The organism is Mesorhizobium sp. ZC-5, assembly GCF_025753855.1.
Taxonomy (GTDB): domain Bacteria; phylum Pseudomonadota; class Alphaproteobacteria; order Rhizobiales; family Rhizobiaceae; genus Neomesorhizobium.
The window spans coordinates 665,631-685,292 of the sequence record NZ_JAOWPT010000002.1; the positions used below are offsets into that span (position 1 = coordinate 665,631).

The window sequence follows — 19,662 nt, forward strand, 5'->3', positions numbered from 1 at the left end:
CGGGACAGATGAGCTACCGTCCTGCCGATGCCATGGCGCGTTTTTCGCGCCGTCGCTGCACCGAGGAGGGAATGTTCATTCCTTCCCGATACTTGGCTACGGTGCGGCGGGCGATATCGACGCCGTTTTTCCTCAGCATATCCACAATGGCATCGTCGGAGAGAACGTCAGCCGGTTTTTCCGCGTCGATCATCTCGCGGATGCGGTCGCGAACCGCTTCCGATGAGTGCGCATCGCCACCTTCCGCCGAGGCGATCGACGCGGTGAAGAAATAACGCAGTTCGAAGGATCCGCGCGGCGTCAGCATATATTTGTTGGCGGTGACACGGCTGACGGTCGATTCATGCATGCCGATGGCATCGGCAACCGTGCGCAGATTGAGCGGCCGCAACTGCCTGATGCCGTGAACGAGGAAGGCGTCCTGCTGCCGGACGATCTCGGACGCCACCTTGAGGATGGTCCTGGCGCGCTGGTCCAGGCTGCGGGTCAGCCAGTTGGCATTCTGCAGACATTCGGCAAGGAAATCCTTCTCGGCCTGGTCCTTGGCATGGCTCGAGACGTTGGCGAAATAGATCTGGTCGACCAGCACCCGCGGCAGCGTATCGGGGTTGAGTTCGACCGCCCAACTGCCGTCGCTCGCCGCCCGCACCACCACGTCGGGCACGATCGTGTCGGTATTGCCGCCGGAAAACGCCATGCCGGGCCGCGGATCGAGCGCCCGGATTTCGGCCAGCATGTCGAGCAGGTCTTCCTCGTCGACGCCGCAAATCCTCTTCAGCGTGTGAAAGTCGCGGCGCGCCAGGAGTTCGAGATTGTCGACAAGTGCGCGCATAGCCGGGTCGAGCCGGTCCCGCGAGGCAAGCTGCAACGCCAGGCACTCGGCGAGATCGCGGGCGAAAAGTCCGGCCGGGTCGAAGCCCTGGCATGCCGCCAGCACGTCTTGAACGGCCGTTTCATCGATTACCAGCCTGTCGGCGATCTCACCGATCTCAGCGCGCATGTAGCCGGCCTCGTCGAGTGCGTCGGCAAGTTCGCCGGCAATCAGCCGTGATGCGGGATCGGCAAAGGTCAGTGCGATCTGCTCGGCGACGTGGTCGCGCAGCGTAACCACCGAAGCCGCCATGTCTTCGAAGTCGAAAGCGTCGTTCGAAGTGCTGGAATTGCCGCTGCCCGCGGATTTCCATTGCGCGGAAAGATCCGGGCCAAGCCGCTCGCTGGTGCCGGGATCGTCAGGGAAGACGTTTTCCAGCGAGGTGTCGAGCTTTTCCGACATGGTCTCGGCGCTCCACGGCGTCTCGGTTTCGGTGAACCAGTCGCTTTCGCCGTTACCGGACGACTGAGCTGCATCGGCGCCCGGCTCAGCGGGGCCGTCGTCGCGCGGTTCAGCGCGTTCCAGGAGCGGGTTGCGCTCGATCTCCTCGTCGACGAACCGCTCGAGTTCGACATGAGTGAACTGCAACAGCCGGATCGACTGCAGCAATTGTGGTGTCATCACCAGCGATTGCGACTGGCGTAGCTGCAGTTTGGCCGCAAGCGCCATTTTTACCCGTAGTCCCCGATCCGATACGCTGCGCGGACCCTCGCGCACAATTTTAGCCGACCCATTCAAACTGGCCCGGCTTTTGCTTGTCAAGTTGACCTTTAGCAAGCGGAGACTTGCCGGAACGTTATTTTCCCGAGAATTTTGCTAAATATCCGGATTCAGAATGCCTGGATTATGGACGAATTCGGTTTATTGAAATCGCCCCGACTTTCTAAAGGGTGAAACCTTCACCGAGATAGAGCCGGCGGACATCCGGGTTTGCAACGATTTCGGCCGGCAGGCCATGTGCCAGCACCTCGCCGGCATGGATGATGTAGGCACGATCGATCAGGCCAAGGGTTTCGCGGACATTGTGGTCGGTGACCAGGACGCCGATACCGCGCTGGGTCAGATGGCGCACCAATTGCTGGATGTCGGCCACGGCGATCGGATCGATGCCGGCAAACGGCTCATCGAGCAGCATATAGCTCGGGCGGGTCGCCAGGGCGCGGGCGATTTCAAGGCGCCGCCGTTCGCCGCCGGAGAGCGCGATGGCCGGCGATTTTCGCAAATGCGTGATGTGGAATTCCTCGAGCAGTGCATCGAGATGGCGCTCGCGCTCCTTGCGGCTTTTCTCGACCACCTCGAGGACGGCGCGGATGTTGTCCTCGACCGTCAGGCCGCGAAAAATCGAGGCTTCCTGAGGCAGGTAGCCGACACCTAGCCTTGCCCGCCGATACATCGGCATGGCGGTAACGTCGAAACCGTCGATTTCGACCTTGCCCTGGTCGACAGGAACCAGCCCCGTGACCATGTAGAAACACGTGGTCTTGCCGGCGCCATTGGGGCCGAGCAGGCCGACGGCCTCACCGGCGCGAACGCCGAACGATACGCCGCTCACCACCTGCCGGCCCTTGTAGCTCTTGGTCAGGCCGCGCGCGATCAGCGTGCCCTTGAGCTTGTCAGCGTGTTCGGAGTGCGCAACCGGCCTTCTCGCTGAGCCGATGCGCGAAAGAAGAGGTATGTCTGCCGCCATTACTGGCTCTGCTGTGAACTTGGCGTCAGCAATGTTTTGACACGACCGCCGCAGCCGCCGAGTTCGGCCAGGCCGGTCTTCATGTTGGCGGTGAGGCTGCAGCCGGTAAGAATATTCTCGCCTTCGGTCAGAACCACTTTCTCGCCGGTGAGCGTCATGATCTCGGTCTTCATGTCGAAGGTACCCTTGTCGCCGGTGGCGGTCTGGGTCTCGGACTTCACGAAAATCTTCCCTTCGACCTCGAGACGGTCGATATTGGCCGAGCCGGTCGTCGCCGAGCCGCCGCCCTTGGCATAGTAGACGGTCATCTTGCCGGCCTTGAGCAAGGTCGGGCCCTGCACGACGCTGACATTGCCGCTGAAGATCGCAACGCTGTCGGCCTCACGGACTTCGAGCTTGTCGCTCTCGATCTGGATGGGCTGGTCTCCGGAAAGCTTGAGGCCGGAGAGGCGGCTCTGCGCGTCTTGCGCCAGGGCCGAACCCGCCGCCAACGTCGCCAGTGCAAGTCCGAGGAACGCGGTCCTCGCCCAGTGTCGATCAATTCGCGGCATCGGTGTCTCCGTTCGCCTGTTGCCCGGTCTTGAACTTGTCGGGGCTTAGTTGCATCCGCACGCGCTTCTCGAATACCAAAACCTTCCCGTTTTCAAGGATAGTCATCGAATCGGCCGTGATATTGGTACCGTCGAGGGCAATATCGATGGCGTCGTCGGTTTTCAAATCGCCTTTGCCCAGGTCGATGAACGCTGATTTCAGCTTGGCGACCATGCCGTCGGTCGTCGTCACGGTTATGTCGCTGGAAATGTCGAGCGTGTTCTTTTCGCGGTCATAGGTGCCTTTCGACGCATCGATGGTCGCGATGTTCTTTGCATCGACCGGCAGCTTCGCATCGATATCCTCGAGTTCGATGATCCCGGTGGTGTCGAGGTTCTGCAATGCGCGCGACGCCGTCATGGAATACGGAAGATTGTCCTTGGTGAAGCCTTCCAGCTTCGGACTGGCCATCACCAGCTTGCCGTCGGAGACCGCCGAACTGGAAATGTCCACATCGACGCCGCGGATCGGGCTCGCAATGTAGGAATAGCCGAAGAAGCCGAGAGCCATGATCGCAGCCAGGGAAGGCAGTATCAGCTTCAGCCATCTTACCCGGCGTGAATGGTGCTGCGCGTGGTGGAATTCCGCCACACGGGACGCGGCTTGGGCTTTCGCAGGCCCTTTCGGTGCTTTGCGAGCGCTCTCTTCTGGTCGTGTTGCGGCCAACGCCATCATAAACCCGGCTTGCTGCGGCCGCCTACGCCGCGCTGAGAACTGAAACTTCAAGGTCGTACAGCATATAGAAATCCCGGCCCGCCCGAAACAGGGGTGTTCGGAAAGTCAAATTCCTATTTTCCGGGGGAGGTCGCCACGCCTTCCGGTTATAATTCCCGCCGTCCCGCATAGCCGGCGCCCGTCTGATATTGGATATCGCATGGCAATGCGGCGTTTGCCCGACGGCAGGACTTACACCGCAATATGGTTATTTTTGGATAAATCCCAAGTCCTGCGGCGGTCCGTTTTTTACTCGGCTTCCTGCCGCCGGATATGGACGCCTTCCATGCTCTTGGTTGCATGGGACGGCTTCAATATGCGGCGATCATGGTTTAAAACCGCTGCTTCGCTTTCTCGAGAGGCAGCCATGGCCATCCGCGCTGACGACATCATCGATCGCCGCCGTCTCAGGCGAAAACTCACGTTCTGGCGCGTTGCCACGGTGCTTGTTGCCGGGTTGGCCGTGGGGGCGGCGGCGACGTGGCTCTTCGGCCAGGAATTCGGCAGCGCCACCACAAGCCATATCGCCAAGGTCAAGATCGAGGGCACCATCACCGAAAACGAGGAGTTGCTGGCCAGGCTGGAGCGCATCCGCAAGTCGCCGGCCGTCAAGGGCGTCATCCTGTCCATCGACTCGCCTGGCGGCACCACGGCGGGCGGCGAAGCGATATTCGATGAGGTTCGCCTGCTCGCCGGGGAAAAACCGGTGGTCGCACAGGTCGGTACACTCGCTGCGTCGGCCGGCTATATGATCGCCAGTGCGACAGATCATATCGTCGCCCGCAAATCCTCGATCGTCGGCTCGATCGGTGTTCTGGTGCAGTTTCCGGACCTGACCGGCCTGATGGACAAGGTCGGCATCAAGCTGGAAGAGATAAAATCGTCGCCGCTCAAGGCGGAACCCTCGCCATTCAACCCGACGACCGAGGAAGAGCGAGCGATGATCCGCAGGATGATCCTTGACAGCTATGACTGGTTTGTCGGCATCGTCGACGAGCGTCGGCCGCTGTCGCGCAGCGAAGTGACTGCGCTGGCCGACGGTTCGGTGTTCACGGGAAGGCAGGCCCTGGACAGGAAACTCGTCGATTCACTTGGCGGCGAGCGCGAGGCGATCGACTGGTTGGCCACGAAGGGGGTGGACAGCAAGCTCAAGGTCATCGAATGGATGCCGAAGGAATCGGGCTATGGCTTCTTTTTCGCCAATGCGCTGGCAAAGTCGCTCGGCATGCCGGAATATGGCTCCGATCTTTTGAAGGAACTCGGCGCGGATCGTATCTTTCTTGACGGTCTGCTGTCGGTCTGGCACCCTGACTCAGCAATTTTCAGCGACTGAAAATCGAATAAAATCATCCGCATATTGAAAATAAGACGTTCGCAGGGGACGAGAAGATGATCAAGTCAGAGCTTGTGCAGATCATTGCCAATCGCAATCCGCATCTCTTCCTCCGCGACGTGGAGAATATCGTCAATGCGATATTTGAAGAGATCACCGAGGCCCTCGCCGAGGGGAACCGAGTCGAATTGCGTGGCTTCGGTGCTTTTTCGGTGAAGAACCGCCCGGCCCGCACCGGCCGCAATCCGCGCACCGGCGAATCGGTCGAGGTCGAGGAGAAATGGGTGCCGTTTTTCAAGACCGGCAAGGAACTGCGCGAGAGGCTGAATACCGACAGCTGAGATTTAACGGCGAAATGATCGCCGGCCTGCTCTGGAATTTGAAATGTACAACCGTTTCCTGCTCATCGTGGTGTTCGTGCCGCTGGCTGTCGTGCTGATCGCGCTCGCGGTCGCCAATCGCGGTCTCGCCGCCTTCACGCTCGATCCGTTCAATCCAGGGAACCCGGCGCTGACGCTGCAACTGCCGCTGTTCGTGCTGTTGTTCGCGGCGCTCGCCATAGGCCTGATCGTCGGCAGCATCGCCACCTGGCTGAAGCAGGGCCGCTACCGCAAGCTGGCGCGTCAGCGCGGGCAGGAAGCACAGATCCTGCGCGATTCGGTGCAGCAGGATGCATCGCGCGCTGCTGCGCAATCGCAGGCATTGACCAGGCAGAATGCCTGATACCGGCGTCCGGCCGGACTTCCTTGGGGGACGACGATGCTCATGATTTCGGCCGAAGCCGTCGACCGCGCGCTCACCTTTGGCGGTCTCGTTGAAACCTTGCGGACGGCGTTCCGCGACGGCGCCGTGCAGCCGGTACGCCACCACCACACCATCGAACGGCCGGACGGGGCCGCCTCGACGCTTCTGTTGATGCCGGCCTGGACCGATTTCAATGCGGCGGGAACTTCGGCGAATGGCCATGTCGGGGTAAAGGTCGTGACCGTGTCGCCCGACAACAACGCGATCGCCAAGCCGGCGGTGATGGGCCTTTATCTGCTGCTCGACGGCAAGACCGGAGAACTGCAGGCGCTGATCGACGGCCAACGGCTGACGCAGTGGCGCACGGCGTGTGCTTCCGCGCTGGCCGCGTCCTACCTTGCCCGCGAGGATGCCTCGCGGCTGCTGATCATCGGCGCCGGCGCGCTGTCGCCTTTCCTCGCCAGGGCGCATTCGGCGGTCCGCCCGATCCGCCGGATCCGGATCTGGAACCGGACCTTCGCCAATGCCGAAAAGGTGGCCGCTTCGCTGAAGGTCGAGGGCATGGATGCCGAAGCTGTCGACGACCTCGACTCCGCGCTGGGTGACACCGATATCGTCTCTTCGGCCACCATCGCGACCACGCCGCTGGTCAAGGGTGCATTGCTGAAGCCGGGCACCCACGTCGATCTGGTCGGCGGTTTTGCCCCCGGCATGCGCGAGAGCGACGACGACGCGATCCGCCGCGCCCGTGTCTATGTCGACACGCGCGCCGGCGCCACCAAGGAGGCCGGCGATATCGTCCAGCCCCTGGCGTCAGGCGTACTCAAACCGGAGAACATTGTCGCCGACCTGCACGAACTGGCGCGCGGCGAGAAGAAGGGTCGCGGAAGCGCGGACGAGATCACGCTGTTCAAGTCGGTAGGCGCTGCGCTCGAAGATCTGGCGGCGGGGATAGAGGTGTACAGGCGCTCACGCGCCTGAGCCCCATCTTCAAACCGTCGGTTTCTCGAAAGCCGCGAGCGCCGCCGGCAAGGTTGCGTAGCTCTCGACGATCACGTCGGCTCCGCAGTCGGACAAGATATTGGCATGGCCGGCGAGACAATGTCTGCCGGCGGTGAGACCGACGACCTTCATGCCCGCGGCCTTGCCTGCCAGCACGCCGTTGGCACTGTCCTCCACCACAAGGCAGTCGGCGGGTTCGATGCCCATTGTCGCTGCCGCATGGAGGAAAAGATCGGGCGCCGGCTTGCCGTTTTTCACCATGTCCGAGGAAAAGATGTGGGGTGCGAACAGGTCGATCAGTCCGGCGCGTTGCAATTTCCAGTGCAACCGCACCGAAGGCGTGCTGGAAGCAACGCAGCGAAGCGCGCCGATTTTGCCGATTGTGCCGTAAGCGTCGGGCAGCGCAGCAAGATCGGTTTCGATCCTTGATGCGGCTGAGGTCTGCATTCGGTCGAAAAAGTCTGCCGGAAGGGTCTTGCCGAGGTTCTGCTCGACTGCCGGCCGAAGCTTTTCTCGCCACATGCTCGGGGAAAGTCCCATGAAGGACTGCATGTAGGTCGCCTGCTCGAAAACGGCGCCGATTTCGGCCAGAAACTCCAGCTCCGCGGCGATATAGATTTCCTCGCTGTTCACCAGCACGCCGTCGCAATCAAATATGATCAGTTTCATGGAAAGTGTGAATCTCGAATTCGTTGAATGTCGCCGACGCGGCGGCGGTTGAGCAGGCCTCCTCCATACGGAATTCGCGCCGCTCCGCAAGGGGCGACGGCGGCGATGAGGTCGATCCAGCAACTGGAACGTATCCAGCCGGCAGCCGTTTCTTGGCATGGAAATGCGCGTATCCCTGTTTCTGTGGGCGGTGCTGACCGCAACAATCGCAGCCTTGAGCCTCGGACCTTCCTTTGCCCATGTGCTGGAATCGCTGCCCCGTCTTTCCCAATGGTCGCCTGAACTCTGGCGCGAAACGACCGTCTTCAACAGCCAGTTCTGGCTTTTCGCAGCGATCGGCGCGCCGCTCGACCTTTGCGCCATCGCATTTCCGGCGATACTCGCGCTGATGCTTTACGACGACAGGCTGGCCTTCCGTTTCGCCGTTGCGGCTGCAGTCCTCTACGCGCTTTCGCTCGCCGCATGGTTCGTCCTCGTAGCGCCGGCAAACAGCGTGCTCGCGACCTGGACGGCGGGGCCTGTCGCCGGCAACTTCGATTCGATCCGGCTGCGCTGGGAAAGCGGTCATATGGTCGTCGCCGCGATGAAATTGATGGGCTTCGTCGCTTTGATCTGCTCGCTGCTCTCGATCGGACGCGCCCACCCGAACCGCTAGCCAGCGATCGCGAGCGCGCAAAGCACCGCACCGCACTTTGTTGCGCGGCCGGATAGGCTGTGGCAGAAGCGGCCTGCACCGCCGGAGATCGCCTGCTCTTGAAACCCACGCGTGACAAACGCCGCGACCATCGTGCGCAGCCCGATCGACGGGCTTCGACCGTCCCGCGCGGCAAACGTCCCGACGAGCCGAGCGCGGTCACCCGCGTCGCCGAACCTCCGGTCAAGGCACGCGAACTCCGACGCCGTGAAGGAATTTTGCCGGCCGAACGGCTGCCGCTGATACTTGAAGTGGCGCCGAACGAGGACTATGCGCTGATCGACAGCGGCAACGGCGAAAAACTCGAGCAATACGGCCCGTACCGCATCGTGCGGCCGGAAGGCCAGGCTATCTGGCAGCGTGCGTTGCCGCTGTGGGAATGGAATTCGGTCGACGCGGTATTCACCGGCGACACCGACGAGGAAGGCCTCGGCCGCTGGCGCTTCCCCAGGACACCGCTCGGCGAGACCTGGCCGATGAAACATGACGGCATCGATTATCTCGGCCGCTTCACGTCGTTCCGCCATGTCGGTGTGTTTCCCGAACAGGCTTCGCACTGGGACCACATGGCCGGGCTGATCGAACGCGCCGGGCGGCCGGTGAAGGTGCTCAACCTGTTCGGCTACACCGGGCTGGCGTCGCTGGTGGCGGCGCGCTCCGGCGCCGAGGTAACCCATGTCGATGCCTCGAAGAAGGCGATCGGCTGGGCCCGCGAAAATCAGGAAATGGCCGGGCTCGGCAGCAAGCCGATCCGCTGGATCTGCGAGGACGCCATGAAATTTGCCGAACGCCAGGAGCGCCGCGGCAACGGCTACGACATCATCCTGTTCGACCCGCCGGCCTACGGGAGAGGCCCGAAGGGCGAAGTCTGGCAGCTTTTCGAAGACCTGCCGGCACTGGCCGACATCTGCCGCGCCATCCTGACGCCGAAGCCCTTGGCGGTGGTGCTTACCGCCTATTCGATCCGCTCCTCGTTCTTCGCCATTCACGCGCTGATGCGCGATACCTTTGCCGGCATGGGTGGCACCGTCGAATCGGGAGAATTGATTATCCGCGAGAAATCGGCGGGCCGCGCTCTCTCCACCTCGCTTTTCGCGCGCTGGGTGGCCTGAATGAGCGAGCATCGCTTCGGGGCGCCGGGCCAGGTCAAGGAGATCACCAGCCTCGCGAATCCGCTGGTCAAGGACATCAAGGCGCTGTCTCTGAAGAAATTCCGCGACAGCCAGAACGCTTTCCTTGCCGAGGGCCTGAAACTGGTCATCGACGCGCTCGACCTCGGCTGGTCGATCAAGACGCTGGTTTTCGCGAAAACGGCGATCGGCAACGCGGCCGTCGAAAAGGTGGCGGCGCGCACCGTCGCCTTGGGCGGACTGGTGCTCGAGGTCTCGGAAAAAGTGCTGACGGCGATCACCCGCCGCGACAACCCGCAGGCCGTGGTTGGTGTCTTCACGCAACGCTATGTGCCGCTGAAGGACATCCGCCCGGAAAAGAACGATGTCTGGGTAGCGCTCGACCGCGTGCGGGATCCAGGCAATCTCGGCACCGTGATCCGCACCGTCGATGCGGTCGGGGCAAAAGGCATCATCCTCGTCGGCGAAACCACGGATCCGTTCTCCCTCGAAACCGTGCGGGCGACGATGGGCTCGATCTTCGCCGTACCCGTTGCCAGGGCGACGCCCGAGGCTTTCCTGGCCTGGCGCAGGAATTTCCCCGGCATCGTCGCCGGAACGCATCTGAAGGGCGCCGTCGACTATCGCTCGGTCGATTTTTCAGACCGTCCGGTTTTGCTCCTGATGGGTAACGAGCAGCAGGGCCTGCCGGACAATCTGGCCGAAAGCTGTGACAGGCTTCTGCGCATCCCCCAGGCCGGCCGCGCCGATTCGCTCAACCTCGCGGTCGCGACAGGGATTATGCTGTTCGAGATAAGGCGGGCTGCGCTGAAGCTCGATCCGGAGGCCAAGGCGTGAAGGCAAGTACATGGGCCTGGATGGGAGCGCTTCTGGCGCTGGCCGTCGCCGCCGACCAGTGGATCAAGTATCTCGTTGAAACCTCGCTCGAGATGCATGTGCAGGTCGACGTGCTGCCATTCCTGGCATTGTACCGCACCTACAATACGGGAATTGCCTTCTCGATGTTTTCGGGGTTGGGCGACAAGGGGCTGATCGTGCTGTCGTTGCTGGTCGTGGCCTTCGTGCTCTATCTGGCCTCGCGCACGACGGAGCGGCAGGTCTTTGCGCGAATAGGCTTCGTTCTTATCGTCGGCGGCGCCATCGGCAACCTGATCGACCGCGCGATCCACGGCCACGTCATCGATTATATCCTTTTCCATACGCCGGCCTGGTCGTTTGCGGTGTTCAACCTGGCAGACACGTTCATCACCATCGGCGCCGGGCTGGTGATCCTCGAGGAACTGATCGGGTGGCGCCGCGAGCGGGTCAAATCGTCGAACGACTGAAGTCGTCGAACAAATGGCCGTCGGAACGAACGGTCCGACAATTCGAGAAACTGGAGAACAAAATGACCGAAACCTTCAAAGCCATCCTCGTTTCCCGCGACGAAGAAAAGAAGCAGTCGGTGGCAGTCGCCGAACTGGCCGAGGCCGATCTGATGGAAGGCGATGTCACGATTGCCGTCGAGGCGACCACGGTGAACTACAAGGACGGGCTGGCGATCACCGGCAAGGCCCCCGTCGTCCGGCGGTTTCCGCTGGTCCCCGGCATCGACTTTGCCGGTACCGTGACCGCTTCGTCGAATTCGAACTGGAAGGCCGGCGACAAGGTCGTGCTCAACGGCTGGGGTGTCGGCGAGACGCACCATGGCGGCTTCGCCGAGAGGGCTCGCGTCAAGGGCGACTGGCTGGTGCCGCTGCCGGAAGGCATGAGCCCCCGCGACGCCATGGCCGTGGGAACCGCGGGCTACACCGCGATGCTTTCGGTGATGGCACTTGAACGCCACGGCATCACGCCCGATCGCGGCCCCGTGGTCGTGACGGGTGCCGCCGGCGGCGTCGGATCGGTCGCGGTCTCGATCCTGTCGAAGCTCGGCTATCATGTCGTCGCCTCCACCGGCAGGCCCGCCGAGGCCGATTACCTCAAGGAACTGGGCGCAGCCGAAATCATCTCGCGCGACGAGCTATCCGCTCCGGCCAAGCCGCTCGCCAAGGAGCGCTGGGCCGGCGGCGTCGATGCCGTCGGCAGCCATACGCTTGCCAACGTATTGTCGATGACCTCCTACGGTGGTGCCGTCACGGCGTGTGGCCTGGCGCAGGGCATGGACCTGCCGTCGAGCGTCGCGCCGTTCATCCTGCGCGGCGTGTCGCTGCTCGGCATCGACTCGGTGATGGCGCCAAGGGAACTGCGGCTTGAAGCCTGGAAGCGGATCGGCACCGACCTCGACCACGCGAAGCTGTCGGCTCTTTCGACGACTATGCCGTTCGATGCCATCATCAACGCCGCTCACGATATCGTCGAGGGCAAGGTTCGCGGCCGGCTGGTGGTCGAAATGGGGTAAGACAGGATGGAGCAGTAGCTTCCGTCCGGATTTTCCGGGCCTGGTGGTGATTTCGACCGACCCTTAAAATTGTAGCGATGCGCCGAAAGCTTCTCTAAGGCTTGCCGGGTTATGGGTCCTCACATGTTGGCGGACCCTGCATCGGGCAGACAGAAAGTGCTTGAGGATCACGCGCCCGGCAGCGTTCCGGATGCGCTCGAACGCATGTCCGTCACGCCGCCGCCGCTGGTTCCCGATATGCCGCGCGGCAATCCGCGCATCATGCACGGGGTGCTGATCGGCGCTCTTTTCATCGTTGCCGGCGTTGCGCATCTGACTGGAGCGCCCGCATTCATCGGGGCGGCCCTGACGTTGATCGGCATGGCCGGTCTTGCGATGGTGGTGCGGTCGTTGGCCATCGAGGCGAGAACCGCCGCATTGGTGGATGAAAGCGCCGCCAGAAGCCGGGCCGAGTTCGAATCGCTTGCCGACCGCATGTGGGAGTTGCAGGAAAGCGAAGAGCGCTTTCGCGGCCTGATCGATGCGCTCGGCGACCTTGTGGTTCATCGCGATCGCGAAGGCCGCATCATCTATGCCAACCGCATCTTCGCGGAACTTGTCGGCTTCGAGCAGAAGCGCCTGTTCGGGCGCACGCTCGCCGAGCTTGGCGTCGATGTCGGCGTGGTTCCCGATGCGGCTTTTTCGGATGGCGAATGCCTGAGCTCCACGGACGTGGCCATCCGTACGCCGCAAGGTCCCCGCTGGTTCTCCTGGATCGAGCTTTCGGTTCGCGACAAGCTGAGCGACACCGTCTCCCACCGCGCGATCGCGCGCGATATCACCGGCCGCAAGCGCGCCGAAACCGCGCTGATCAACGCGCGCGAGCGGGCCGAGTTTGCCAGCCAGGCGAAATCGCGCTTTCTGGCCACCGTCAGCCACGAAATCCGCACGCCGATGAACGGCATCATGGGCATGGCGAAACTGCTGGCCGACACGCAGCTTTCGCCCGAACAGCGTACCTATGTCGGAGCCGTGTCGACCTCTGCTTCAGCGCTGCTGGCGCTGATCGAGGATCTGCTCGACTATTCCAAGATCGAGGCAGGCCGTATCGAACTGGAGCCGCAGCCGGTTTCGCCGCGCGATATCGCCGAGAGTGTCGTCGAACTGCTCTCCTCCAGGGCCTTCGCCAAGGATATCGGGCTCGGCTGCCATATCGCGCCGGATGTGCCGGCGACCATCGTCGTCGATCCCGGCCGTCTGCGCCAGGTGCTGATCAATCTGGTCGGCAACGCGGTCAAATTCACCGAGGCCGGTGGCGTGCTGGTTGCGGTGACCAGGGCCGGAACGGAGGAAGCACCGACGATCAGGTTTTCGATCGCCGACACGGGTCCCGGCATGGAGAAGGAAAGCCTCGACCGGATTTTCCAGGAATTCGAACAGGCCGACGGCACGTCGACACGCAGGCACGGCGGCGCCGGCCTTGGGCTGGCGATATCGAAGCGCATCATCGATTCGGTCGGCGGCACGATCTCGGTGACCAGCGAGCCCGGCAAGGGATCGGAATTCGTCCTCGAAATCCCGGCGACCGGCGCCAGGGATGCCGCCGGCGAACACGCCCTTGCGCTCGAGGGGCGCCATATCGTCGTGGTTTCGCAGAACGGTGTCGAGGCCGAGGCGATCGCCCGCACCATCCGGGCCTATGGCGGCACGGCGGAGATCGCCGCCACGGCGGCGCTGGCAGCGACCCATGCCGAGCATTGCGATACGCTGCTGGTCGACGCGATGCTCGAAAAGGCCGACGGGCGGCTCCTGAAGCGCCTGCGTGCCGCCGGCATGACCGCCACCGAGGCGGTGACGCTGATCGCGCCGACCGATCGCGGCATGCTGGCCGAATTCCGCGCCAGTGGCTACACGACCTTCCTCGCGCGACCAGTTCGCGGCGAAACTCTGATCCGCGTGCTCCTGACCACCATGGCCAACATCCCCGCCGCGCCGGCGGCGGAGCGTTCGCACCTCGGCCGGCCGGCCGGCTCCGGCCCGCTGCGGCAGCGCGGCCTGTCGATCCTGATCGCCGAGGACAACGACATCAACGCGCTTCTGGCGCAGGCGACGCTGACCAAGGCCGGCCACCAGGTCGACGTGGTCGGCAACGGCAAGGCGGCGGTCGATCTTCTGACCGGCACCGCCGGTCATCGCTACGACGTGATCCTGATGGATCTGCACATGCCGGTCCTGGACGGCCTCGACGCGATCTCGGTGATTAGGCGCTTCGAGGAGGAGAAAGGCGTAGCACCCGTGCCGATCATGGTACTGTCCGCCGACAGCCAGGAAAAGACCCGGCACTCCGTGCTGGCCCACGGCGCCAGCGGCTTCGTCACCAAGCCGCTCGACCCCGACCTGCTGGTGCGGGCGGTAGAGGAACAGGTCGCCGTAACCTAGCCTCCGGCCTGTTCACAAAACCGGCAACTATTGCCGGTCCGGCCGCTTCACGGTACTGTCATCCTCCTGTTGCACAGCCCTCTTATCCCCGCGCCAGATGGTTCGTAAGGAGAATCACCCGTGCAAACGGTACTGCAGGAGCGTGACGATCATCCCGCCGCCAACAAGCCGCCACGCATGGCCCGCAGCCACGATGCCGTGATGGCGGGGGAAGCCCTCGGCCGCATCGGTTCGCTCGAAGTCCGGCTCGCCCGCGACGAGGCCGAGATCGCCGCCGTGCAGGAGGTGCGCTTCCGCGTCTTCTACGAGGAACTCGGCGCCAGGCGGACCGCCTTCCATTCGCTCGAAACGCGCGATGCCGACCGTTTCGACGCGCTGTGCGACCATTTGCTGGTCGTCGACACCGCCTTGCCGGGTCCCGACCATCGCCGCATCGTCGGCACCTACCGGCTGCTGCGCCAGGAGATCGCGGCGAAGGCCGGCGGCTTCTATTCCAACGACGAATTCGAGCTGCAATCGCTGGTGGCGCGCCATCCGGGCCAGCGTTTCCTCGAACTCGGCCGCTCGTGTGTCTTGAAGGAATACCGCTCCAAGCGCACCATCGAGATCCTGTGGCAAGGCATCTTCGCCTACATCAACCACCATGCGATCGGCGTCATGACCGGCTGCGCCTCCTTCCACGGCACCGAACCCGCCGCGCATGCCGAGGCGCTGTCCTACCTGGCGCATCATTGCCGCACCGAGCCGCAATGGGACGTGCGCGCGGTCAGGCACCGCTACTGCGCCATGGACCTGATGCCGCGCGAGGCGGTCAACGCCAAGTCGGCCATCGCCGCGCTGCCGCCGCTGATCAAGGGATATCTCAGGGTCGGCGCCCGCATCGGCGACGGCTGCGTCATCGATCATGATTTCGGCACCACCGACGTGTTCATCGTCATGCCGGTGGCCGAGATCGGCGCCCGCTACATGAATTATTACGGCGCCGAGGCGGAGCGCTTCGCCGCGTGATTTTTTCGGTCACGGAACGATCTTTTGCCGGCTTTGAATGCTGGGAGGGACGCCGCCCGGTCATGACGTGTCGAAGCGCACCAGAGCGTCCCGGGCGAGTGCGTGGGTTTCGGACAAAAGGTGGTGCTCCTCGCGCAGCACTTTTTTCGGCGCCCTGCGCGGCAGCGAACCCGACGGAATTCCGGGCCGGAGCGGCGACAGGGCTCTGGCTTTGCCCGCCGCGCGGGCGGCCATGCGCCGGAGCCGCCAGCGTGCCAAACGGCGGGCCTGTGCCGGCAAATCGTCGAGCGCCAGCGCCAGCGCGGCGATGCGGCGCAGGATGCCGGCGGCGTCGAGCTGATCGTCACCGGGCAAGGCCGGCGCCGGACCTTTCCAGCCCGCGCCGTGCGGTCTTCCCGAAAAGAACCATTCGTAGCGCTTGTCGCGGTCGGCCAGTGCGAAAAGCGGCGGACGTGCATCGGAAGTTTTGCCGTCGCCGGACGGAGCGGCTATGGAACTACCCCCACCCCTAACCCCTCCCCTCAAGGGGGAGGGGGACCGGGTCGGCGCCGGCAGTGTCGCCGGGCGTTCGGGGCCCGCGGCTCCGGGATGGGAAGGCCGCTCGCCAGAACGACGATCAGGCGGCGCGTCGCGGCCTCGACCGGCCGGATCAGCAAGAGCAGCCTGCGGCAGATCCGGCGCGACAGCGTCCAGGCCTCGCGGCTTGCCTCAAAAGCGCGGCGGGCGCGCCCGCTGTCGACGGCGGCGGAGCCGGTGTCGTCGGCAAGCCCGGCATAAACGAAGATGAAAGCGAGCAGGCGCATCAGCGTCGCGTGATGGCGCTCCGTCTCGCTGTCCTGCCGATCCTGCCTTTCCACCACGCCTCGCCTCGAAAATGAGAACAGGCAAAAGGTTAAAGCGGGGCCGCAGGGGCGTGGAAAAGACGAAAGCGGAAATATTTTCAGGAATCGTGCAAGCGATTGAAATCGCGGTAAAGTATCTTCGGATCGGATCGAAAGAAGCCGGAAAAGCGGTGATTCAATCCCCACTTGGCGGCGGCGGTTTGGCTTATCGAGCAGCAAGGAGGGGCGCGCCCGAGTTCACAATCGCGCGAGGCCGCTTGCCCGGCGATTGCTCCGGTCTATTGTGCCGGGTGCCGCGGATTTTGGCCGGCGGCGCACCGAGGGAGGTTTCGATGAAATTCACGCGACGCGACACGATGCAACTGGCTCTCGGCGGCATGGCCGGGCTTGGCCTCACCACCATCGTGCCGTTTGCCGCCCGCGCGCAAGGCAAGGGCGACAGCTACAAGACGGACGGCGGCGAAATCCTGGTCAGCCCGATTTCACATGCGAGCTTCGTCATGAGCGTGCCCGGCCTCGTCATCTACAACGATCCGGTCGGCGGCAAGGCGCTGTATGAAGGCCAGCCGGCGCCCGGCCTGGTGCTGATCACGCATGAGCATGGCGACCATTTCGAGCCTGAGACGCTTGCGGCGATCGTCGGCACCGATACGAAGCTGGTGGTCAACCCGGCGGTGATGGAAAAACTGCCCGAGAACCTGAAGGCGAAGGCCACCGCCATCGCCAATGGCGAGAAGGCCACCGTGGGCCCGGTCGAGATCGAGGCGATCCCCGCCTACAACACCACCGAGGACCGCAAGAAATACCATCCGCAGGGCCGCGACAACGGCTATGTGCTGACCGTCGACGGCCGCCGCGTCTACATCGCCGGCGACACCGAGGACATCCCCGAGATGCGCGCGCTGAAGGATATTTTCGTCGCCTTCGTGCCGATGAACCTGCCCTATACGATGGACGAGACCCAAGCGGGCTCGGCGGTGGCGGAATTCAAGCCGGCCTTCGTTTATCCCTACCACTACAAGGGCAGCGACCCGCAGCTGTTTGCCGGCAAGTTGGGGGGAGAGACGAAGGTGGTGATGGGGAAGTGGTACGGGTAAGGAAGATTACTGCTCAGTTCCCGTAAAGGCCGGCATTCGCGTGGGCAGATCTAGCTAGGTCGAGACTTAAGCAGAAACGCTCGCAACTTGTTGGCTAGTTCCTGGCGGCGGCGTGGGATCGTCTCGCATTCCCATACGACCAGTAAATCCCAGCCGAGTTCGTGTAGCGCTGCGCTATTTGCCGCGTCGCGGGAGACGTTGCGCTCCAGCTTCGGGATCCAGAACTCCCGCCTCGTTTTCGGCAGTCTGGCGCGCCAGCAGGAAGTATCGGGATGCTGGTGCCAGAAGCACCCGCGAACCTCGATCGCCTTCCTCCTCCGCGGCAACACGATGTCGGGCTTCCCAGGCAGGTCCCCGCGGTGCAGGCGAAAGCGGTAGCCAAGGGAATGGACGAGACGACGGACGACTAACTCAGGTTTCGTGTCCTTGCCCTTCACAAGCGCCATCTGAGCGCTCCGGGCCTTGTCCGTCACGCGCTCTTCGAGAGCGCTTCCACCTGGCCAGGGTAGGACACGCCCTCTTTCTCCGGGTAGAGGATGACCCTGTTCGGAAGGACCGTAGCCCGCCAGCCCCCCGGCAGGGCATCAAGGAAGAGCCTCAGCGCCTTCCTGGTGGTCATCGGGCCATCGGGAACGACGATGGTCAAGTCCCGCATCAGTTCGTGTCCCTTCGACCAATGGGCTCCGTTCGTATCGTAGCGAAAGATGTAAGGCAGATTGTTCTTGAGGATGAGCACCGCCGACAGCAGCTTATGCTCACCGGGATCTAGGAAGGGAATCTCCTCGTCGATCTCAACAGGGTACTCGAGATCGTAGACTGCCGGGTCTTGCCCTTCGCGTCGACGCCCAGGATCGTTCGAGCCAAAGCCAGAGTAGTTCCACACCGGGCGAACTTCCCGCTTTTTGGTATACTCCTCGATCAACATGGCTTCGAGATCGAAGTTGGAGAACACGAAGATGCGGACGGCCTTGAAGGTGACGTCGGCGGGATCGATATTGCGACGGTGGCGCACAAAGTTCAGGTGCCTGACCAGCCTGTTGCGGAAGCCAGCTTTCGAGTCCGTCTTCCCGATGTAGACCAGCGCGCCCTTCAGGAAGAGAAGGTATGCTCCTTGGGCACCGTCCGGAATGGCACTGCGGACGTTTGCTTCTGTAAGTGGCGTCTCTTGCAAGGAGTCGAAGTATTTGGGCAGTTCAGATCGCATCACCGCCGGGATGTCGAGTTCGAACTCCGCGTAACTCATTTTCTACGCTGCCTTGCGGGATGGCCTATGAGCCTTACAAAGGATACCCCGGATGTGACGGCCAAAAGAAGCGGCAAGCTGCACGGGCGCGGCGTTGCCAAGCTGGCGCATGTTCTCTGTCCAACTGCCGACGAATTCATAGTCGTCAGGCAACCCCTGCAGGCGGGCGGCTTCGCGCACCGTGAAATATCGGACGCTGCCGTCCGCGAAAGCAATCATGTTTTCCCCGCCGGGCACACCGTGCACTCCTGCTTTGAGCGCCTTGGCTGGCTCGTCAATCGGGCTGCCCGTATGGCCAGGATATGCTCGCGCGCCCAGCTGTAGAACATGGTTTGCAATCTTGACCTGTGAGCCAGGCTCGCCGAGGTCGGCGATGGCGTCGCGAACTGTCACCCACGGTAGCTCCTCAGGCTCACGGCCTTCTATGCGGAGCGATTCTACGGTCAAGCAGTCCATCGCATTGTTCGGCGAAATAGGCGGCTTACGCACGCAGTGCCTCCGCCAGTACTCTCCAGTCACATACTGATCCCAAAGGAGCCGTTCGCGTGAATGGGTCGGCCGGGGAGCCTCGATGGAAGAGGCAGCACTTTTGTGAACACCCAAAAAGAGCACACGATGGCGCTTCTGGGGCGCACCATAGTCAGCTGCATTCACCTTGATCACCATCACCTTGTAGGCGCCTTCGGTCTCGCGATTGCGCAGACGTCTAAGATGGCTTCCGCGATCCTCATTGTCGCGTTGGGCGAGATAGGGCTCCGTCAATGAGAGTTTTATCCAGTCAAGGTGATCTGCAAATTTCAGACGAAGAAGTCCCCGCACGTTTTCGAACAGAAATCCTTTCGGGGTAATTTCGCGTATTGCACGGACGGCCTCAGGCCACATGTCTCGGGCATCTTCTTCGCCTCGGTGCAGCCCACCTATGGAAAACGGCTGACAGGGCGGACCGCCAGCTACGAACTCCACAAGATCCTTAAATATTCTCCAGTTGACCGCGCGGACGTCCTTGGAATGGACCTCCCAATGGCCAACATGTTCTATGCCGCGACCGATATTGTGCTGGACATTCTCGACCGAGTGTCTGTCTCGTTCGACAAGCAACAAGTGCTCAAATCCCGCCTGGGCAAGCCCCAAGGCAAGACCTCCGCATCCACTAAACAGCTCGACACTACGCACAGATTCTTCCCCTGAGCGCGCAGATTTCGGCGCGGACTCGCAATTGGCAACCACTATTGCTTCGTT

22 protein-coding genes are annotated in these 19,662 nt (G+C 62.8%); 12 read left to right on the plus strand and 10 right to left on the minus strand.

From position 1 onward, the window contains the following. Positions 1 to 13: 13 nt before the first annotated feature. The 4 genes from rpoN to lptC form a co-directional block, all read right to left on the minus strand. On the minus strand, positions 14 to 1,540 hold the full coding sequence (rpoN, locus tag OHD58_RS06535; protein ID WP_263802264.1) for an RNA polymerase factor sigma-54: 1,527 nt from the start codon (positions 1,538 to 1,540) through the stop codon (positions 14 to 16). A 214-nt stretch (positions 1,541 to 1,754) separates the two neighbouring features. Beyond that, positions 1,755 to 2,558, minus strand: a complete 804-nt coding sequence (gene lptB, locus OHD58_RS06540) for an LPS export ABC transporter ATP-binding protein (protein WP_263802265.1) — start codon at positions 2,556 to 2,558, stop codon at positions 1,755 to 1,757. Then, the gene (locus OHD58_RS06545; RefSeq protein WP_263802266.1) at positions 2,558 to 3,109 is read right to left on the minus strand and encodes an LptA/OstA family protein; all 552 of its coding nucleotides are present in this window, start codon (positions 3,107 to 3,109) and stop codon (positions 2,558 to 2,560) included. The genes lptB and OHD58_RS06545 overlap by 1 nt, the downstream gene beginning before the upstream one ends. Beyond that, a complete protein-coding gene (gene lptC / locus OHD58_RS06550) occupies positions 3,096 to 3,659 on the minus strand; it encodes an LPS export ABC transporter periplasmic protein LptC (RefSeq protein WP_263802267.1) in 564 nt (187 codons plus the stop codon). Before lptC ends, OHD58_RS06545 begins: the two co-directional genes overlap by 14 nt. 571 nt (positions 3,660 to 4,230) lie before the next feature. Between lptC and sppA the strand changes: the two genes are divergently transcribed. From sppA to OHD58_RS06570, 4 genes are read left to right on the plus strand one after another with little or no spacing between them, the layout of a single operon-like run. Next, complete coding sequence (sppA, locus tag OHD58_RS06555; protein ID WP_263802268.1) at positions 4,231 to 5,196, plus strand: signal peptide peptidase SppA; 966 nt, start codon at positions 4,231 to 4,233, stop codon at positions 5,194 to 5,196. 56 nt (positions 5,197 to 5,252) lie between these two features. Continuing rightward, positions 5,253 to 5,537 carry an integration host factor subunit beta gene (locus tag OHD58_RS06560; RefSeq protein ID WP_263802269.1) on the plus strand — a complete coding sequence of 95 codons (285 nt, stop codon included), beginning with the start codon at positions 5,253 to 5,255 and terminating at the stop codon, positions 5,535 to 5,537. Between the two features lie 43 nt (positions 5,538 to 5,580). Further along, on the plus strand, positions 5,581 to 5,919 hold the full coding sequence (locus tag OHD58_RS06565) for a LapA family protein (RefSeq protein ID WP_263802270.1): 339 nt from the start codon (positions 5,581 to 5,583) through the stop codon (positions 5,917 to 5,919). Between the two features lie 36 nt (positions 5,920 to 5,955). After that, positions 5,956 to 6,921 carry an ornithine cyclodeaminase family protein gene (locus tag OHD58_RS06570; RefSeq protein WP_263802271.1) on the plus strand — a complete coding sequence of 322 codons (966 nt, stop codon included), beginning with the start codon at positions 5,956 to 5,958 and terminating at the stop codon, positions 6,919 to 6,921. Positions 6,922 to 6,930: 9 nt separating this feature from the next. On the opposite strand, the gene OHD58_RS06575 is transcribed toward OHD58_RS06570, so the two are convergent. Next, complete coding sequence (locus OHD58_RS06575) at positions 6,931 to 7,611, minus strand: HAD family hydrolase (RefSeq protein ID WP_263802272.1); 681 nt, start codon at positions 7,609 to 7,611, stop codon at positions 6,931 to 6,933. A 163-nt stretch (positions 7,612 to 7,774) separates the two neighbouring features. On the opposite strand from OHD58_RS06575, the gene OHD58_RS06580 reads away from it, so the two are divergent. The 7 genes from OHD58_RS06580 (at position 7,775) to OHD58_RS06610 (ending at position 15,241) form a co-directional block, all read left to right on the plus strand. Then, a complete protein-coding gene (locus tag OHD58_RS06580; protein ID WP_263802273.1) occupies positions 7,775 to 8,266 on the plus strand; it encodes a DUF1772 domain-containing protein in 492 nt (163 codons plus the stop codon). A 98-nt stretch (positions 8,267 to 8,364) separates the two neighbouring features. Further along, positions 8,365 to 9,417, plus strand: coding sequence for a class I SAM-dependent rRNA methyltransferase (locus OHD58_RS06585; protein ID WP_263802275.1), 1,053 nt, complete (start codon positions 8,365 to 8,367; stop codon positions 9,415 to 9,417). Next, positions 9,418 to 10,272, plus strand: a complete 855-nt coding sequence (locus tag OHD58_RS06590; protein ID WP_263802276.1) for a TrmH family RNA methyltransferase — start codon at positions 9,418 to 9,420, stop codon at positions 10,270 to 10,272. Between the two features lie 20 nt (positions 10,273 to 10,292). Next, complete coding sequence (lspA, locus tag OHD58_RS06595; protein WP_263802726.1) at positions 10,293 to 10,760, plus strand: signal peptidase II; 468 nt, start codon at positions 10,293 to 10,295, stop codon at positions 10,758 to 10,760. 62 nt (positions 10,761 to 10,822) lie between these two features. After that, positions 10,823 to 11,815 (plus strand): MDR family oxidoreductase, encoded by a 993-nt coding sequence (locus tag OHD58_RS06600; RefSeq protein ID WP_263802278.1) that lies wholly within the window; start codon positions 10,823 to 10,825, stop codon positions 11,813 to 11,815. Between the two features lie 123 nt (positions 11,816 to 11,938). After that, on the plus strand, positions 11,939 to 14,233 hold the full coding sequence (locus OHD58_RS06605) for an ATP-binding protein (RefSeq protein ID WP_412177167.1): 2,295 nt from the start codon (positions 11,939 to 11,941) through the stop codon (positions 14,231 to 14,233). 177 nt (positions 14,234 to 14,410) lie between these two features. Continuing rightward, entirely contained in the window at positions 14,411 to 15,241 is an 831-nt protein-coding gene (locus OHD58_RS06610) for a GNAT family N-acetyltransferase (RefSeq protein WP_263802729.1), read from the plus strand. A 60-nt stretch (positions 15,242 to 15,301) separates the two neighbouring features. On the opposite strand, the gene OHD58_RS06615 is transcribed toward OHD58_RS06610, so the two are convergent. Beyond that, positions 15,302 to 15,595, minus strand: a complete 294-nt coding sequence (locus OHD58_RS06615; RefSeq protein ID WP_263802280.1) for a hypothetical protein — start codon at positions 15,593 to 15,595, stop codon at positions 15,302 to 15,304. A 167-nt stretch (positions 15,596 to 15,762) separates the two neighbouring features. Next, positions 15,763 to 16,098 (minus strand): hypothetical protein, encoded by a 336-nt coding sequence (locus tag OHD58_RS06620; protein WP_263802281.1) that lies wholly within the window; start codon positions 16,096 to 16,098, stop codon positions 15,763 to 15,765. 317 nt (positions 16,099 to 16,415) lie between these two features. Between OHD58_RS06620 and OHD58_RS06625 the strand changes: the two genes are divergently transcribed. Continuing rightward, a complete protein-coding gene (locus tag OHD58_RS06625; protein ID WP_263802282.1) occupies positions 16,416 to 17,180 on the plus strand; it encodes an MBL fold metallo-hydrolase in 765 nt (254 codons plus the stop codon). A 50-nt stretch (positions 17,181 to 17,230) separates the two neighbouring features. Here OHD58_RS06625 and OHD58_RS06630 read toward each other — a convergent pair whose 3' ends face one another. Genes OHD58_RS06630 through OHD58_RS06640 form a run of 3 tightly spaced genes read right to left on the minus strand, consistent with a single transcriptional unit; the run spans position 17,231 to position 19,650 of the window. Continuing rightward, positions 17,231 to 17,653: a very short patch repair endonuclease gene (locus OHD58_RS06630; RefSeq protein WP_263802283.1), complete on the minus strand. Its 423-nt coding sequence runs from the start codon at positions 17,651 to 17,653 to the stop codon at positions 17,231 to 17,233. After that, positions 17,650 to 18,423, minus strand: coding sequence for a GIY-YIG nuclease family protein (locus OHD58_RS06635; protein WP_263802285.1), 774 nt, complete (start codon positions 18,421 to 18,423; stop codon positions 17,650 to 17,652). Before OHD58_RS06635 ends, OHD58_RS06630 begins: the two co-directional genes overlap by 4 nt. Positions 18,424 to 18,426: 3 nt before the next feature. Continuing rightward, a complete protein-coding gene (locus OHD58_RS06640) occupies positions 18,427 to 19,650 on the minus strand; it encodes a DNA (cytosine-5-)-methyltransferase (protein WP_318528237.1) in 1,224 nt (407 codons plus the stop codon). Positions 19,651 to 19,662: the final 12 nt, after the last annotated feature.